The organism is Sphingobium indicum B90A (assembly GCF_000264945.2).
GTDB classification, from domain to species: domain Bacteria; phylum Pseudomonadota; class Alphaproteobacteria; order Sphingomonadales; family Sphingomonadaceae; genus Sphingobium; species Sphingobium indicum.
Window position 1 is genome coordinate 38,456 of the sequence record NZ_CP013072.1, and the last position, 14,775, is coordinate 53,230.

Below are 14,775 nucleotides of genomic sequence, written 5' to 3' on the forward strand. Positions count from 1 at the left end.
TTTCTTACCCCCGTCCTTCACGCATTATGCAGCAATAGTCGCGGAGTTGTTAATCGGCTCCCGCAACAGGCGATTATAGAGCCATCCGATGCCGATCAGGCTAAAGCCCAGGGCCAGGAAGGATGCGATCCGCAGCAGCCCGGTCAGCCCCGACGCATCCAACAGGAACACCTTGGCCACGGCGAGCAGCATCAGCAGCAGCGAAGCGATGCGCCAGTCTCTGGCGTTTTCGGCCTGCGCCTGCCCGCGGATGCCCCAGAGCAGGAAGCCGATGGCGAGCGCCAATGCGAGCACGGAACGGAGAATATCCTCCACCTGGCCCACTCCGCGCACGGTCAGCAGCGATCCGACGAAAAGCTGCCGCAGCATCGCCACGCCGAACAGCGCGATGATCGCCATGCGCACGCCATCGGCGATGCGCCGCGACCAGCCGTCCGCCACCTTCAGCGCCACGAAGGCAAGGGCCAGCACCACCGGCAGCAGATTGACGAAGGGCCAGCTCCCCACCGCCTGCGGGAACCAGAGCGGATTGTGCAGCACCACCGAATAAACCAGCAAATGCCCCAATCCCGCCGCGACGAGGCATGTCCCGACCACGCGCGCCCAATTCTCCCCGGCTTTCCGCGACGGGTGGAAATGAGCCGGCGCGATCCGGCCCCGCAACGCAACGAAACCCAGGCCCATCAGCACAGCTTCCCAAAGCGTGCGCTCCGCCAGGGCAAGGCGCGTCACCTCCGCCAGGCTGCCCAAAGCGAAAAGCTGCTTGAATGCGACATGCGCCGCCACCCCGCCAAGCACCGCCGCGACACAGCAGCCGATCCGTCGCCCGACCGCATCCACGGCCGCCCCGCCCCGCCACAAGGCAAGGCCCAGCGCCATCGCCGGCAAGGCGATCCGCCGCGCCACCTCGCTTATTCCGGGCAAGTCCCGCACCAACACGGGTTCACCCACCAGCGACAGCAACACCCGGCCCAGCCAGATCCCCAGGGGCCAGGCCGCCCAAAGCACCACCAGCGCCAAGGCCACGCCCAGGGCAGGCGCCATTCGCCCGACCGCCAGCTTCCGCGCTCCTTCCGCCAGCATGGCCAGCCCCAGCGCGGCGCCCACCGGCACCCAGGGCGCCGGCACTGCCTGCGCCACGGCCCCATAGGCGAGCAGCACAGCCACGCCCTGCGCGACCATCCGTCCCTCGGCGAAGCGCGCCCGCCAGGCGAACAGCGCCGCCATTGCCGCGCCCGCCGTCCAGCGCATCACGCCCTGCCAGCCCGGCCCATCCGCCGCATCTCCCCACAGCCGGGCGACATCGTCCGATCCGGCCAGAACCACCAGCGCGCCGAAGGCAAAGCCCCAGCCGCTCCATTCAACCCGACGGTCCTCCGCCAGCGCCGCCAGCTTCAGCAGCCCGGTCGCAACCGCGGCAATCACCATGGCCAGAGTCCACTCCGGCAGCCCCAGCCCGCCGGCCACCACCAGCAGCAGCGCCGCGGCGCTCGCCAGCGTCACGAAGCGCGCATCCTCCCGCCGCGTGCCGCATCGCCAGCCCATCGCCATGGCCGCGCCGGGCAATCCCGCGGCCGCCAGCGCCAGCAGGGCGAATTCCCCGTCCAGCCCGACCCGCCAGCACTGCCCCAGCGCCACGGCAAAGCCGCCCAGCGCCAGCCCCGCGATCTGCCCCGCCTCGACCAATCCGCCGCGCCAGACCCGCAGCAGGGCCGCGCCGCCATAAATCGCCGCCATGCCCAGCATCACCAGGGCGAAGCGACCCATTTCCGGCTGCGGCCACACCGCCGCCAGCAGCAGCGCGACACCGGCGCCGATCGCCGCCAGCGGCCGCAAGGCCGCCTCCCGCCCCAGCCACACCAGCATAAGCGACAGCAGCCCGAACAATCCCCATTGCAGCAGGCCGAAGCCGCCGGTCGCCACCAGCGCCGCCATCTGGCCCGCCGCCACCACGGCCGCGCCCATGCGCAGCAGCGCGGCCCGCGTTCCGGAAAAGGCCAGGACCGGCAACGCCATACCCAGCATCAGCACCAGCAACCCGACCGACAGCGACGATGCCCAATCCAGCGCGCCCATGGCCAGCATGACGACGCCCCAGCCGGCCCCGCCGACCAGCGCGCTCACCCCCAGCCACATCCAGCGCTGGGCACGCGACAGCACGCAAAGCCCACCGACCGCCAGGGCGAGATAACAGCTCAGCAGGGGCACATTGGGCTGCCCCGCCTCGACCAGGGCGGGCGCCGCCAGGCCGCCGACCAGCCCCAGCAGCGCACTCGGCGCGCCAAAGCGCAACGACAGCGCCATGGCCAGCCCGGTCACGCCCGCAAGCCCCGCAAAGGCGATGCCCGGCCCGACCAGCCCGTAGAGCATATGCGCCGCCAGGATCGCGGCATAGAGCGTCGCCAGCCCCGCGCCCGCCAGCGCCTGCCGCACCCGCGCATCGCGGACCCGATCCTCCAGCCGCAACGCCGCCTCCGCCCCGCCGATCAGCGCCCCGCCGAACAGCAGCCCCAGAACAACCCGCACCAGCGGCGAGAGCAGCCCCGCATCGATCGAATATTTGACCAGCAGCACGCCCGCGACCGCCAGCGTCACGCCGCCCGCCCAGATCGGCAGGCGTCGGCCGAACAGTTCCTCGAAGCTGAAGGAGGGGCGTGCAGGGCGCGCGACTTCGATGGCGATGCCTTTCGCCTCTTCCCCGCCCTTCCCGCCCTCTTTGAATTGACGGTCAACGATGACCGCGCTCGCGGGCGGCGGAGGCGCGGCGTCCATGACGACCCGCCGCTCCACGACGCTTGCGGGCGCCGCCGGCCTCGCCCGCGCATCGTCATCCCCGTCTTCTGGGACGGGGCGGTCGGGGAGGGAGGGCGTATTTCCAACACCCCCTTCCAGCTGCGCCAACCTTTGCTCGGCCGCCTTCAACCGCCCGCGCATGTCGAACAGCATCACCCCGAAAACCAGCAGAACCAGCGTCACAAGCATGAGTCGAACCCCTGCACCCAGCAATGCCCCATCGGCTACCGCAAAATTACACACTGTTCAATAAAATAATTAGACAGCGTTCAATTGATCTTCTATTCGCCTCTCCATGGGCAGACGATCCGACCATAGCCGCGAGGAGCTGGAGGCGCTCATCCTGGAGGAGGGCCACCGCCACATGGCCGAGTCCGGTTTCGCCAAATTCTCCTCGCGAGAGGTGGCCAAGCGCATCGGCTATTCGGTGGGCACGCTCTATAATGTCTTCGGCAGCTACGACCGGCTGGTCGCCGCCATCAACACGCGCACCTTCGACCTGTGGGCCGCCTTTCTGGAACGGCGCCTCGCCAGCCGGCCGCGCGACAGGATCGCCGCGCTGGTGGAGGGCTATTTCCGCTTCGCTTCGGAAAACACGAACATCTGGATGGCGATCTACGACCATCGCCTGCCGTCCGGCGTGCCCTTGCCGGAGGAATATGCCCGGCAGCGCGCCGGTCTCACCGATGTCGTCGTGCGCGAAGTCGCTGCCGTGCTGCCGCCGGAATCCCAGGATGTCGCTCCACGCCTCGCCCGCTCGCTGGTGGCGACGGTCCATGGCCATTGCACCTTCGCGCTCAACGGCAGCTTCGCCCTTTTGGGCGAGACGGACCCCCTCGAAATGGCCACGGCGCGGGTCAAGGAAAGCTTGAGGGCGGCAGGGGCGGAGCTTTAACATAGGCGGCAGGCACGGCGGGCGGCAAGCTGGAGACAAAAGGGGGACATATCATGGCAAACTGGTTCGATAGCCTGGAACGCGACCTGCAATCGCCGCTTGCCGTGCGGCGCCTCGGCAGCGGCTGGTTCTCGGGCTTCTTCGCGCTGCTGCTCAGCACCACCGGGCTTTGTCTGGTGATGGCGCTGCGCTGGCCCGACTGGTTCGCGACGCCCGAACTGGCCGCGCTGCACGCCTGGGGCGGGCTGCGTCCTCTGGTCCATGCGCTGTTGATCGGCGGCTATGCCCTGGCGTTGCTCAGCCTGCTTTTGCGCACACGCAAAGCCATCGGCGCCACCGCGCTCATCGTCGCGCTGCTCGCCACCCTGTTGGGCGGAGCGGAAGTCCAACCGCGTGAGACCCATGACTGGGGCGTGTTCTTCGGCGTCGATTTCTTCGCCGTCAACATGGTCGCCACCGGCCTGATGTTCGCGCCGATCGAGCGCCTGTTCCCCCACAGGGCGCAGCAACGGCTGTTCCGACAGGAATGGCGGGAAGACCTGTTCTATTATCTGATCAGTTCGATGATGGTGCAGCTCATCACCTTCCTCGCGCTGGCGCCGTCCAGCTTCATCAACGCCAACACCGCCGGCCTGGCGGGCGTCCGCGCCATGATCGCCGGCCAGCCCTGGCTGCTCCAGTTCCTGGAAGTGGTGCTGCTGACCGACTTCGTCCAATATTGGTTCCACCGCGCCTTCCACCGCGTCCCCTTCCTCTGGGGCTTCCACGCCGTGCACCATTCGGCCCGGTCGATGGACTGGCTCGCCGGCGCGCGCATGCATTTCTTCGAGATCATCGCCCTGCGCGGCGTGACGTCCCTGCCGCTGCTCACCTTCGGCTTCTCGCCATCGGTGATGCAGGCCTATATCGGCTTCGTCTATATCTACTCCTCGCTGCTCCACGCCAATCTGCGCGGCGATTTCAACCATCTCGGCCGCATCGTCGCGACGCCGCGCTTCCACCACTGGCATCATGCGATAGAGGAGGTCGCGGTCGACAAGAATTTCGCGATCCACTTCCCTTTTCTCGACCGCCTGTTCGGCACACATCATCTGCCCGACGGCGCATGGCCGACCGGCTATGGCGTGCCCGAACAGGTGCCCCAGGGCTATCGCGCGCAATTTCTCTACCCCTTCCGCCGAAAGCGCGACGCAGCCTTGTGAATCTGCTATGGTCTTCCGGCTGTCAGGGGAGTCGGACCATGGTCTACTGGATGCTCAAGGGCCGCGAATTCGCCAACTGCAACTGTGAATATGGCTGCAACTGCCAGTTCGGCGGCCTGCCCGACAAGGGGCATTGCCAGGCCGCCTTCGGCTTCGCCATCGATGAGGGGCGTCACGGCGACACCGACCTGTCGGGCCTCAACATCGCAGCCGTCTTCCGCTGGCCCGGCCCGATCCACGAAGGGCAGGGGGAATGCGCCGCCTTCGTCGACGAACGGGCGACGGAAGCGCAGCGCAACGCCCTGCTGACGATCATGACCGGCGGCGACACCGCCCCGATGGCGACGGTCTTCGCCGTCTTCGCCTCCACCATCACCACCATGCACGAACCCAGTTTCGTCCCCGTCGACTTCGAGGTCGACGTGGAAGGACGCAAGGGCCGCCTGCGCATAGCGGGGCATCTGGAAATGGACGGCGAACCCATCCGCAGCCCGGTGGACGGATCGGAAATCCGCGCCCGGATCGACCTGCCCGACGGCTTCGAATATGAAGTGGCGGAGATCGGCTCCGGCACCAGCCGCTCGATCGCGCCGATGCGGCTCGACCATGCGGCGAGCTATGGCCAGTTCGCCTATCTCCACCTCGACAGCCACGGCGTCGTCAGGGGCTGACGATGCCGATATGGGGCGTGGTGCTTGCCCGGCACCGCTTGATTTCGCTTGTCGCGCTCGCGGTGCTGATCCTGCTGGCCTGGGGCTGGCTGCTTTCGGGCGCGGGCATGGGGATGGCCCTCACCGCCTCCCTGTTTCCGGCCGGCCTGGCGGAAGACCCGATGGCGGCGATGATGATGCCCGGCGACATGCCATGGGCGCGGAGATCGGCTCCGGCACCAGCCGCTCGATCGCGCCGATGCGGCTCGACCATGCGGCGAGCTATGGCCAGTTCGCCTATCTCCACCTCGACAGCCACGGCGTCGTCAGGGGCTGACGATGCCGATATGGGGCGTGGTGCTTGCCCGGCACCGCTTGATTTCGCTTGTCGCGCTCGCGGTGCTGATCCTGCTGGCCTGGGGCTGGCTGCTTTCGGCGCGGGCATGGGGATGCCTCACCGCCTCCCTGTTTCCGGCCGGCCTGGCGGAAGACCCGATGGCGGCGATGATGATGCCCGGCGACATGCCATGGGCGATGGCGCGGTTCGTCATGACTTTCGCCATGTGGTGGGTGATGATGGTCGCGATGATGCTTCCCTCCGCGGCGCCGATGGTCCTGCTCTACGCTCGCGCCGCGCCCGCCTCCACGCGCCCGGCGACGGAGAGCTTCACCCTGGGCTATCTGCTGGTCTGGGGTTTCTTTTCCCTCATCGCCACCCTGGCGCAATGGCGCCTGGCCGCAATGGCGATGCTGTCCCCCATGGCGATGGCGACGTCCAGCCGCCCGCTGGCCGCCGCCCTGCTGATCGCGGCGGAACCTATCAGATCAGTCCGTGGAAGGATGCCTGCCTGCGCCAATGCCGCAATCCCGCGCAGTTCCTCAGCCGCCATTATCGGCCGGGCTGGGCCGGTGCGCTGCGCATGGGCGCTCTCCATGGCGCCTGGTGCGTCGGCTGTTGCTGGATGCTGATGGCGCTGCTGTTCGTGGCGGGATCATGAACCTCGCCTGGATCGCGTTGCTGACGCTGCTGGTGGGTCTGGAAAAACTGCTGCCATGGGGCCGCGTCGTCTCCGTGGCGGCGGGTATAGGCTGCATCCTGTCGGCGTGGGCGATATTGATGGGGTGACGGTTTTTCGCAGCCAGGGGTAGTTCCGCGCCTTCCGCTCTCGTTGAAGCGCTCCGTGCGCCTCATGGCCAGGTCTGGCCACGCCATCCCCACACACCCTAGGCCTTGTCCTTCTCCACGCCCGCGTGGAAGGCGATCCTGAGCGCTTCGGCTAGGCTTTTCACCTCCAGCTTCTGCATCAGGTTGGCGCGGTGGATTTCGACCGTGCGCGGGCTGATCGCCAGGTCGTAGGCGATGGTCTTGTTCGGCAACCCTTCGACCAGCCCGTGCAGCACCTCGCGCTCCCGCTCGGTCAGGATGTTGAGCCGCGCCCGCGCATCCTCCGCCCGCGCATTCGCGCCGCGATCCGCCACCGCCACCCGCCGCGCCGCCTCGACGCAGCCCAGCAGCGCCGCCTTTTCGAACGGCTTCTCGATAAAGTCGCTCGCCCCCGCCTTCATCGCCGTCACCGCCATGTCGATGTCGCCATGGCCGGTCATGATCACCACCGGCAGCATGACGCCCCCGCCCGCAGCTTCCCGCTGCACCGCCAGCCCGTCCATGTCCGGCATCCGCCGTCCAGCAGCACGCAGCCCGGCTCCAGACCGGCGGCCTCTTTCAAAAGGGCAAACCGCCCTCAACAGTTCACCATGAACCGCTGGTCTTCAGCATGAAGGACAGCGGACCGCCGGATCGCCTCGTCATCGTCCACGACATAGATGGGAAATGGCTCGCTCATGCTTAGTCCACCGCGTCCAATGTGAAGTGAAAGGCCGTGCCGCCCCATTGGGAGGGCCCGCCCAGATACGCCCGCCATGCCCCTCCACGATGGTCTGGCTGATCGACAGGCCGACGCCCATGCCGGACGCCTTGGTGGTGGTGAAGGGGTGAACAGCGTGCGCGACATCTCCGGCGCCAGCCCCGGCCCGCTGTCCGCGACGATCACCTCCACCCGGCATTTTCCCCCGGAACGGCGGACAGGCGCAGGATGCGCGCCGGGCTGTCGGCCATCGCCTCCACGGCGTTTTGGTCAGGTTGATGATGACCTGCTGCAACTGCACCCGGTTGACCAGCACCTTGTCGACGCGGGGGTCGACGCTGATGTCCATGTCCAGCCCCCGGCTGTCCACGCCGATGAAGGCCAGCGCCGCCCCCTCCGCCAGCAATCCACGCAGCGGCTCGGGCTGGCGCATCGTCTCGCCGCGCTGATGAATTCGCGCAGCGACCGGATGATCTCGCCTGCGCGCAGGGCCTGGTTCGCGCTTTCCGCATCGCTCGCGCAGCAGTTCCGGTCCACCGCCCCCGGCGTCCAGCATGTCGCGCCCGGCCTCCAGATAGTTGGCGATGGCGGTCAGCGGCTGGTTCAGTTCATGCGCCAGCGCCGATGCCAGCGTCCCCATCGCCGTCACCCGCGACGCATGGCCAGTTCGGCCTGAAGGTCGGCCACCCGCCGCTCGGCCTGCTGGCTTTCGGTCAGGTCGCGGATGAAGCCGGTGAACAGCCGCCGCCCTTCATCCTGCACCTCCCCACCGACAGTTCGATGGGGAATGTCGACCCGTCCCGCCGCCGCGCGCTGGTCAGGCGGCCGATGCCGATGATCCGCTTTTCCCCGGTCGTCAGATAATGGTGGATATAGCCGTCATGCCTCTCCCGGTCGGGGGAGGGCATCAGCATGGAGATATTCTCGCCCAGCACGTCGCTTTCGGCATATTGGAACATGCGCTGCGCGGCCGCGCTGAACGACACGATCGTGCCGCGCATGTCGATGACGATCAGCGGTCCGGGACGGTCGCCAGGATGGAGCCGAGCAATGCCTGTTCCAGGCTGTGCTCGCGCTGCGTCAGGCCATCGGTTTCATCGTCCGCTACCGCCATGCCGACACCATGCCGTGGCTTCAATGCGCCAGCAAGAGCGGAACATGCGCCTCGCGCAGCATGGCGCGCGTGACGCCGCCGAATATCATTTCGCGCAACCGGCTATGGCCAAAGGCGCCCATCGCCATCCAGTCCGGCTCCAGCACGCCGATGGCGGCCTTCAGCGACGCATCGATGGTGCGCCCGTCTGCGGCCATGTGTGCAACTGGCACTTGATGCCATGGCGGGCCAGATATTCCGGCGCGTCGGTCGCGGGGAAGGGATATTTGCCCGCTTCCTCGACTGTCACGACATGCACCTCCTCCGCCAGCTTCAGCAGCGGCACGGACAGGCGCAGCGCGGCGGATGCTTCCTGCGAACCTTCCCAGGCCACCATCGCGCGGCCCGTGACCGGAAAGGACTTCGCTTCCTGCGGCACGGCGATCACCGGAACCCGCCCGGCCAGCGCCAGGTCGGCGGCCAGGTGCAGCGGATCTGCGAATTCCCGGCGCGGCCCGGGCGGCAGGGTGACGATCATGCCGTCGGTCAGCGCCGCCGCGGACAGCAGGCCATGGACGACATCGCCTTCCACATGGCGCCAGTCCCAGCTCACATCCTCGCGGCGCAGCCGATCCTCCACGCGCATCCGGGCCTTTTCATCGATGTCGTAGAGTTCCGCCATCATCGCCGGGGCCATGGACGCGCCGCCGTACATGTCGGCCGCCACGAAATCCGGCATGGCCGTCACCTGCACGCAATGGATGTGCGCGCCCGATGCGCGGGCAAGATCGCAGGCCGCCTGCAAGCGGCTTTCCGCGCCACGATCTTCATGAATGTGCAGCAGGACCGATTTCATCGTCTGTCTCCCGGCAAGCGTCTCTTTCCCTTTTGGCTAGGACTCCCCGGCGCGGTCGCCATCAGGAATAATCCTTATATCCTTTTCGGCGCGGAATCCGATTGCATGGAATATGAGTTGGACGACCATACGCCTCGAACTTGCCCGGACGCCCGCCTTTCCCAACGGATCGGCGGCGCGAAGCTATGTGCTGCGCCTGCCGCTGGGCAGCGGCGGCCTGATCGACGAAAGGGAATATCGCATCCATCCCGAACTGGCGACGGCGCGCCGTTTCTGGCCGAACGAGCCGGACCGGCACGGCACGTTGCTGCACACCGGGAATGGTTGGGCCTTGTCCTATGAGCAGGGTGAGGCGGATGACGAGAAGATCTACCGGCTGGACGCCCACGCCATCCAGCCCGGCGCCTATCTGACGCTGACCGACCCGGACGGGGAATGCCTGCCCTTCGTGGTGAAGGGATGAGTCCGGCCTGATCGCGGCGGCCGCACTTCGCCCCGCAGTCGCTGCCGCGCGCCTGGCCGGGAGTCGATCTTCGGGAACAAGCGGGTTCGGCCCGATCCCAGGGCGTTGATGGCGCTGATCGAGTGACGGCGTCGGCAGAGCCGCCCGCGAAATGCAAATCTATACTGCTAATGACTTGCAACATCCTCTTATTTGGCTAGCGGGAGTGCAGCCTCATGGGGGAATGAATGCACATCCGACCGTCTTTCCTGCTCGTCACCACCATGCTCGCGCTGTCGAGCCGGCCTGCCCTGGCCCAGTCCGAACCCGCGGCCGATGCCGAGGGCGCAGGCCCGATCATCGTGACGGCGGCGCGCACGATCTTGCCCGCCAACGCCCTGCCGATGACCATCGACGTAATCGATCGGGAAACGCTCAACCAACAGGTCGCGATCGGCGGCTCCATCGTCGATGCGGTGTCGGCGCTGACCCCGTCCTTCTCGCCACGCGCCAGAAGCTGTCCGGCGCGGGAGAGACGCTGCGCGGCCGTTCGCCCCTCTATGCGATCAACGGCATCCCGCAAACCGCGCCGCTGCGCGACGGATCGCGGGACGGCTTCACCATCGACCCCTTCTTCATCGACCGGGTCGAACTGATCTACGGTTCCAACGCGTTGCAGGGGATCGGCGGTGCCGGCGGCATCGTCAACCAGGTGACGGTGGCGCCGCCCCAGAGCGACGGCCTGTCGGGCCGGATGTTGGTGCAGGGCAATGCCGACACCGGCTTTCACGGCGACGGCGTCGGCGGCAAGGTCGCGGGGCTGCTCGCCTGGCGCGCCGGGCGCTGGGACGCGACGGTGGGCGCGGCCTATGAAAAGCGCGGCGCATTCTACGACGGCCATGGCAATCGCGTCGGCACCGACCTGACCCAGGGCGAGACGCAGGACAGCCGAAGCTGGTCGCTGTTCGGCCGCTTCGGCTATGCGCTCAGCGACAGCGCCCGGCTGGACCTGACCATGAGCCGCTTCCATTTGAAGGGGGAGGGCGACTACGTCACGCTGGACGGCAATCCCGCCATCGACCTCCCGACGACCTCCGTGCGCGGCACTCCGCCGGGCGTCCCCGCCACCAACCGCACCGAAAGCGCGGCGCTGACGCTCACCGACGGCGACCTGTGGGGCGGCAACTTCATCGCGCAGCTTTTCTTCAACCGCTCGCGGGACACCTATGGCGGGGAGGTTGCGCCCATCGCCACCTTCCAGGATGCGGCCATCGCGCCGGTCAACACGCTGTTCGACCAGTCGCAGAACCGCAGCCGCAAATATGGCGGCAAGATCAGCTACGAACGCGCCATGCCGGGTTTCGAGGCGCTGACCGCCGTTCTGGGTTTCGATGCGCTTTACGATCTGACCGAACAGCGCCTGATCGCCACCGGCCGGACCTGGGTGCCGCCGACCGATTATCGCAGCCTGGCGCCCTTCGCCCAGCTCAACCTGGCGCTGTTCGACAAGAAGCTGCGCCTGGCGGGCGGCATCCGATATGAGGATGTGCGCATCCATATCGACGACTATCACACGTTGGCCTCCTATCGCGGCGGCTTCGACGTGGCGGGCGGGACGCCGACCTTTCACGACACCTTGTTCAATGGCGGCGCCATATTGGAGCCGTGGGACGGCATCCGCGCCTATGCCAGCTATGCCGAGGGCTACACCGTCCCCGACGTCGGACGCATCGCGCGCGCCATCGACCGGGCCGGGGTCGATATCGACAATTATGTGAACATCAGCCCTATCGTGTCGAACAATCGCGAGATCGGCGTTGAAGTGAAGCGCGGGCCCGTGGATGCCAGCGCGGCTTATTTCTGGTCGACCAGCAAGAATGGGTCGCTGCTGGTGGCGCAGTCGGTCGGCGCGCCGTTCGAGGTGCAACGCCAGCGGGTGGAGATACAGGGCCTGGAACTGAACCTGTCGGTCAGGACGCCGCTGCCGGGGCTGACCCTGTCCACCGGCTACGCCCATCTGATCGGACGTACCGACGGATCGGACAATGGCGTCGACAAGGTGGATCGCGACCTGGACGGCGCGAACATTTCGCCCGACCGCCTGAATGTCGCCGCCAGCTATGTGCATGGGCCGCTGTCGGCGCGCATCCAGACGCAATTCTTCCTCTCGCGCCAGTTCGAACGCGAACCGGGCAAATATCCCATGCTATACAGGTTCGACGGCTATGAGGTGACCGATGTGTCGCTCCGCTATCAGACGCGGTTCGGGGCGTTGACGCTGGCGGCGCAAAATATCTTCGACAGATTCACCATCGATTATTACACGCAAACCGTCCGGCCCACCGACAAGGCCCATTATTTCGCAGGGCGCGGGCGCAATTTCACCCTGTCCTGGGATTATCGGTTCTAGTGAAGCTGATCAACGCCCTTCACCGCTGGACCGGCGGACTGATCGGGCTGCTGCTCGCCCTTCTGGGCCTCAGCGGCGCGCTGCTGGTGCACAAGAATGCCTGGACGCTGGCGCCCCATGCCAGCGACCCGCGGGTGGAGGATGTGCGCCAACTGGCGCAGGTGACGCAGCGCATCATGGCCGATCCGGCGGCGCGGCCCCAATCGATCACCTATGCGTCCGACGATTTCGGGCTGCTTAAACTGCTGTTCGACGATGGCGGCGGCGCCTATGCCGATCAGCGCGGCGGCGTGGTGATGCGGTGGAACAGCCAGTGGGAGCGGCCTGAACTCTGGCTGTTCGACTTCCACCATCACCTCTTCTCCGGCGAGACGGGTGATTGGGCTATCGGCATCGCCGCGCTTTGCGGGCTGTTCTTCGTGTTCACCGGCCTCATCCTCTGGTGGCGCACGCGGCGGACCTTCGAATGGCGGCTATGGCCGGCGCGGATGAGCCGCCCGGCGATCGTGCGGCATCATCGCGATCTGGGCGTCGTCGTCGCGCCGCTGCTGCTGCTGTCGCTCGCGACGGGGGCCGTGCTGGTGTTCCGGCCGATGGCGGCGCTGCTGTTCGGGCCGGGCGCGCCCGCGCAGATCGACAAGGCCTTGGCCGCTCCGCCGCCCCGCGACGCCAGACTTGCCGACCGACTGGACTGGGCGGGCATGATCGTGACGGCCAAGGCCCGCTTTCCCGACGCGGAACTGCGCAGCCTCAGCCTGCCGCGCAAGAATAGCGGCCTGATCACCATCCGCATGCGCCGGCCGCAGGAATGGCTGCCCAATGGTCGCACCACCCTCTGGTTCGCGGCCGACAGCGGCGCGCTGGTCGCGGCGCGCGACGCCGCCACGCTGCCGACGGTGGTGAAGGGGTATAATCTGCTCTATCCCCTCCATGCGGCGAAGGTCGGCGGCCTGGCGTTCAGGCTGGTCATGACCCTGGCGGGGCTGGCGATGACGCTGCTCGGCACGCTCGCGGTCTGGACCTTCTGGTTCAGGCGTCCGGCAAGGGCGGCGCGCCCGCGTCAGATCGCGATCAGGGCATAGGGCCGGTCGAACCGTTCCGACAGCACGAACCGGGCGCAATTATAGACCGGAACGCCGCCGGGCGTCTTTCCTTCGAACGCGCCGCGATGGGCGTGGCCGTGCACGGCGAAGCGGACATTGTCGAACCTGTCGATGGCTTCGGCCAACCGGGAGGAACCCAGGAATGGGAAGATCTCCGGCGGCTCTCCCTGCACGGTATCGACCACCGGCGCATAGTGGAGCACGGCCACGGTCCGCTCCGTCCGCAGCGAACGCAGCGCGTTTTCCAGCTTGCGCGCCTCGTTGATCGATTCCTCGACGAAGCCCTTGATCGCGCTTTCCCCGAAGGCGCCCAGTTCCCCCCGGCCGAATCCGCCGACAAAGCCCTTCACCCCGGCGAAGCCCACGCCCCTTATCTCCACCGCCTGATCGTCCAGCACGGTGACGCCGGCGCCGTGCAGGATCTGCGCCACGATTTCGGGCTGGCCGCATTCATGGTCGTGATTGCCCAGCACCGCGACGGTCGGGATGGTGCAGCTTCGCAGGTCTTCGGCCAGGACTTCGGCCTCCCGCGTCTTGCCGAAATTGGTGAGGTCGCCGCACAGGGCCAATATGTCTGCCCGGGCGGAAATCTCCTCGAACATGGCGCGGTAGCGATGCTCGGACGAATCCGTGACGTGCAGGTCGCCGACGGCGGCCAGGACCAGGCTGTCCCTCGGCCGCGCCTCACTGGTTGCGGTCATGGCTCTCCTCCAGCCCCTTGCCCACCACGTCGGCAAAGCCCCAGTCGGTGATGTCGACCAGATAGTCGCGCGGCGAAAGCAGCCGGCCCCGGCACACGCGCAGATTGGGGACGGGCAGTTCGGCGCGGGTCTGCAACCGGCCCAGCAATTCCTCGAACAGCCAGAGCGGAATGCAATGCCGCTCGGTCGGATAGATGAAGCGGAAATTCAGCAGGTGGATGAGCAGCACTTCCCAATGCAGTTCCATCGCGTCCAGCAGCCGTTGCCAGTCGATGCGCTCATGCTGCCGCAGGATGATGTGCGCGACGTCCGCGCCGTCATAGCGGTATCGATCCTGGATGAAGACCTTGGACAGGATGAATTCGGTCGGCGGGGTGATCCGCACCGTCGTGCCATAGACTTCCGCATGGGATATGTCGCGGAACCATTCCTCGGTCACGGGCAGGCTGGCCGAGGAGATGTTGTATATGACGTCGAAGAAATTGCCGTCGCGCCAGACCTTGCCGATCCAGCGTTCGTCCTCGAATTCGACCCGATGTCCCAGCGCCTTGAAATAGGCCAGGATGCGGGGCGCATCGCCCGGCTTGCAGAAGACGTCCAGATCCTTGGTCGGCCGCGTTATGCCGGTATGGCATCCCAGCGCATAGGTGCCCGACAGCATGAAGGGGATGCCGGACTGGACCAGATGCGCAAGGCTTTCGGCATAGAATTCCGCCGCGTCCGGTGGAGGATCGAAGGTGGCGGGTTCGCGGTTCATCCCCAGGG

At 67.0% G+C, this 14,775-nt stretch carries 14 protein-coding genes and 3 pseudogenes; 8 read left to right on the forward strand and 9 right to left on the reverse strand.

Going from position 1 to position 14,775, the window contains the following annotated elements; translation table 11 throughout:
* Positions 1-24: 24 nt before the first annotated feature.
* Entirely contained in the window at positions 25-2,982 is a 2,958-nt protein-coding gene (locus SIDU_RS18480; RefSeq protein ID WP_007684451.1) for a DUF2339 domain-containing protein, read from the reverse strand.
* Between the two features lie 106 nt (positions 2,983-3,088).
* Here SIDU_RS18480 and SIDU_RS18485 point away from each other — a divergent pair, with 106 nt between their 5' ends.
* The 3 genes from SIDU_RS18485 to SIDU_RS18495 are packed head-to-tail and all read left to right on the forward strand — an operon-like array spanning position 3,089 to position 5,561.
* Positions 3,089-3,688: a TetR/AcrR family transcriptional regulator gene (locus SIDU_RS18485; RefSeq protein WP_007684450.1), complete on the forward strand. Its 600-nt coding sequence runs from the start codon at positions 3,089-3,091 to the stop codon at positions 3,686-3,688.
* 53 nt (positions 3,689-3,741) lie between these two features.
* A complete protein-coding gene (locus tag SIDU_RS18490; protein WP_007684449.1) occupies positions 3,742-4,890 on the forward strand; it encodes a sterol desaturase family protein in 1,149 nt (382 codons plus the stop codon).
* Positions 4,891-4,928: 38 nt separating this feature from the next.
* The gene (locus SIDU_RS18495) at positions 4,929-5,561 is read left to right on the forward strand and encodes a DUF1326 domain-containing protein (RefSeq protein ID WP_007684448.1); all 633 of its coding nucleotides are present in this window, start codon (positions 4,929-4,931) and stop codon (positions 5,559-5,561) included.
* On the opposite strand, the gene SIDU_RS20260 is transcribed toward SIDU_RS18495, so the two are convergent.
* Complete coding sequence (locus SIDU_RS20260; protein WP_257787157.1) at positions 5,551-5,685, reverse strand: hypothetical protein; 135 nt, start codon at positions 5,683-5,685, stop codon at positions 5,551-5,553. The genes SIDU_RS18495 and SIDU_RS20260 overlap by 11 nt on opposite strands.
* Before the next feature lie 69 nt (positions 5,686-5,754).
* On the opposite strand from SIDU_RS20260, the gene SIDU_RS20265 reads away from it, so the two are divergent.
* Complete coding sequence (locus tag SIDU_RS20265) at positions 5,755-5,877, forward strand: hypothetical protein (RefSeq protein WP_257787158.1); 123 nt, start codon at positions 5,755-5,757, stop codon at positions 5,875-5,877.
* Between the two features lie 2 nt (positions 5,878-5,879).
* Positions 5,880-6,666, forward strand: a pseudogene (locus tag SIDU_RS18505) (DUF2182 domain-containing protein).
* Positions 6,667-6,764: 98 nt separating this feature from the next.
* On the opposite strand, the pseudogene SIDU_RS18510 reads toward SIDU_RS18505, so the two are convergent.
* From SIDU_RS18510 to SIDU_RS18520, 5 genes and pseudogenes are all read right to left on the reverse strand, one after another.
* A pseudogene (locus tag SIDU_RS18510) lies at positions 6,765-7,384 on the reverse strand (response regulator transcription factor).
* Entirely contained in the window at positions 7,347-8,054 is a 708-nt protein-coding gene (locus SIDU_RS20145) for a sensor histidine kinase (RefSeq protein WP_335682234.1), read from the reverse strand. The pseudogene SIDU_RS18510 and the gene SIDU_RS20145 overlap by 38 nt, the downstream one beginning before the upstream one ends.
* Positions 8,055-8,118: 64 nt before the next feature.
* Entirely contained in the window at positions 8,119-8,406 is a 288-nt protein-coding gene (locus SIDU_RS20150) for a PAS domain S-box protein (protein WP_233431919.1), read from the reverse strand.
* A 133-nt stretch (positions 8,407-8,539) separates the two neighbouring features.
* On the reverse strand, positions 8,540-8,716 hold the full coding sequence (locus SIDU_RS20375; RefSeq protein WP_233431920.1) for a universal stress protein: 177 nt from the start codon (positions 8,714-8,716) through the stop codon (positions 8,540-8,542).
* Positions 8,680-9,354, reverse strand: a complete 675-nt coding sequence (locus SIDU_RS18520) for a universal stress protein (protein WP_233431921.1) — start codon at positions 9,352-9,354, stop codon at positions 8,680-8,682. The genes SIDU_RS20375 and SIDU_RS18520 overlap by 37 nt, the downstream gene beginning before the upstream one ends.
* A gap of 112 nt (positions 9,355-9,466) precedes the next feature.
* Between SIDU_RS18520 and SIDU_RS18525 the strand changes: the two genes are divergently transcribed.
* The 3 genes and pseudogenes from SIDU_RS18525 (at position 9,467) to SIDU_RS18535 (ending at position 13,288) form a co-directional block, all read left to right on the forward strand.
* The gene (locus tag SIDU_RS18525) at positions 9,467-9,817 is read left to right on the forward strand and encodes a hypothetical protein (RefSeq protein ID WP_073507213.1); all 351 of its coding nucleotides are present in this window, start codon (positions 9,467-9,469) and stop codon (positions 9,815-9,817) included.
* 227 nt (positions 9,818-10,044) lie between these two features.
* A pseudogene (locus SIDU_RS18530) lies at positions 10,045-12,206 on the forward strand (TonB-dependent receptor).
* The gene (locus SIDU_RS18535) at positions 12,206-13,288 is read left to right on the forward strand and encodes a PepSY-associated TM helix domain-containing protein (protein WP_007684437.1); all 1,083 of its coding nucleotides are present in this window, start codon (positions 12,206-12,208) and stop codon (positions 13,286-13,288) included. Before SIDU_RS18530 ends, SIDU_RS18535 begins: the two are co-directional and overlap by 1 nt.
* On the opposite strand, the gene SIDU_RS18540 is transcribed toward SIDU_RS18535, so the two are convergent.
* Positions 13,267-14,010 carry a metallophosphoesterase family protein gene (locus SIDU_RS18540; RefSeq protein WP_007684436.1) on the reverse strand — a complete coding sequence of 248 codons (744 nt, stop codon included), beginning with the start codon at positions 14,008-14,010 and terminating at the stop codon, positions 13,267-13,269. The two genes, SIDU_RS18535 and SIDU_RS18540, sit on opposite strands and share 22 nt — an antisense overlap.
* The gene (locus tag SIDU_RS18545; protein ID WP_013053646.1) at positions 13,994-14,767 is read right to left on the reverse strand and encodes a nucleotidyltransferase family protein; all 774 of its coding nucleotides are present in this window, start codon (positions 14,765-14,767) and stop codon (positions 13,994-13,996) included. The genes SIDU_RS18540 and SIDU_RS18545 overlap by 17 nt, the downstream gene beginning before the upstream one ends.
* Positions 14,768-14,775: the final 8 nt, after the last annotated feature.

What these genes read in the sequence shown, in the direction of transcription:
- SIDU_RS18525 (WP_073507213.1), top strand. Translation starts at nt 9,467, where the DNA reads ATGAGTTGGACGACCATACGCCTCGAACTTGCCCGGACGCCCGCCTTT.
- SIDU_RS20375 (WP_233431920.1), bottom strand. Translation starts at nt 8,716, where the DNA reads ATGGCCGCAGACGGGCGCACCATCGATGCGTCGCTGAAGGCCGCCATC.
- SIDU_RS18495 (WP_007684448.1), top strand. Translation starts at nt 4,929, where the DNA reads ATGGTCTACTGGATGCTCAAGGGCCGCGAATTCGCCAACTGCAACTGT.
- SIDU_RS18490 (WP_007684449.1), top strand. Translation starts at nt 3,742, where the DNA reads ATGGCAAACTGGTTCGATAGCCTGGAACGCGACCTGCAATCGCCGCTT.
- SIDU_RS18545 (WP_013053646.1), bottom strand. Translation starts at nt 14,767, where the DNA reads ATGAACCGCGAACCCGCCACCTTCGATCCTCCACCGGACGCGGCGGAA.
- SIDU_RS18540 (WP_007684436.1), bottom strand. Translation starts at nt 14,010, where the DNA reads ATGACCGCAACCAGTGAGGCGCGGCCGAGGGACAGCCTGGTCCTGGCC.
- SIDU_RS18480 (WP_007684451.1), bottom strand. Translation starts at nt 2,982, where the DNA reads ATGCTTGTGACGCTGGTTCTGCTGGTTTTCGGGGTGATGCTGTTCGAC.
- SIDU_RS20150 (WP_233431919.1), bottom strand. Translation starts at nt 8,406, where the DNA reads ATGCGCGGCACGATCGTGTCGTTCAGCGCGGCCGCGCAGCGCATGTTC.
- SIDU_RS20265 (WP_257787158.1), top strand. Translation starts at nt 5,755, where the DNA reads ATGGGCGCGGAGATCGGCTCCGGCACCAGCCGCTCGATCGCGCCGATG.
- SIDU_RS18485 (WP_007684450.1), top strand. Translation starts at nt 3,089, where the DNA reads ATGGGCAGACGATCCGACCATAGCCGCGAGGAGCTGGAGGCGCTCATC.
- SIDU_RS18520 (WP_233431921.1), bottom strand. Translation starts at nt 9,354, where the DNA reads ATGAAATCGGTCCTGCTGCACATTCATGAAGATCGTGGCGCGGAAAGC.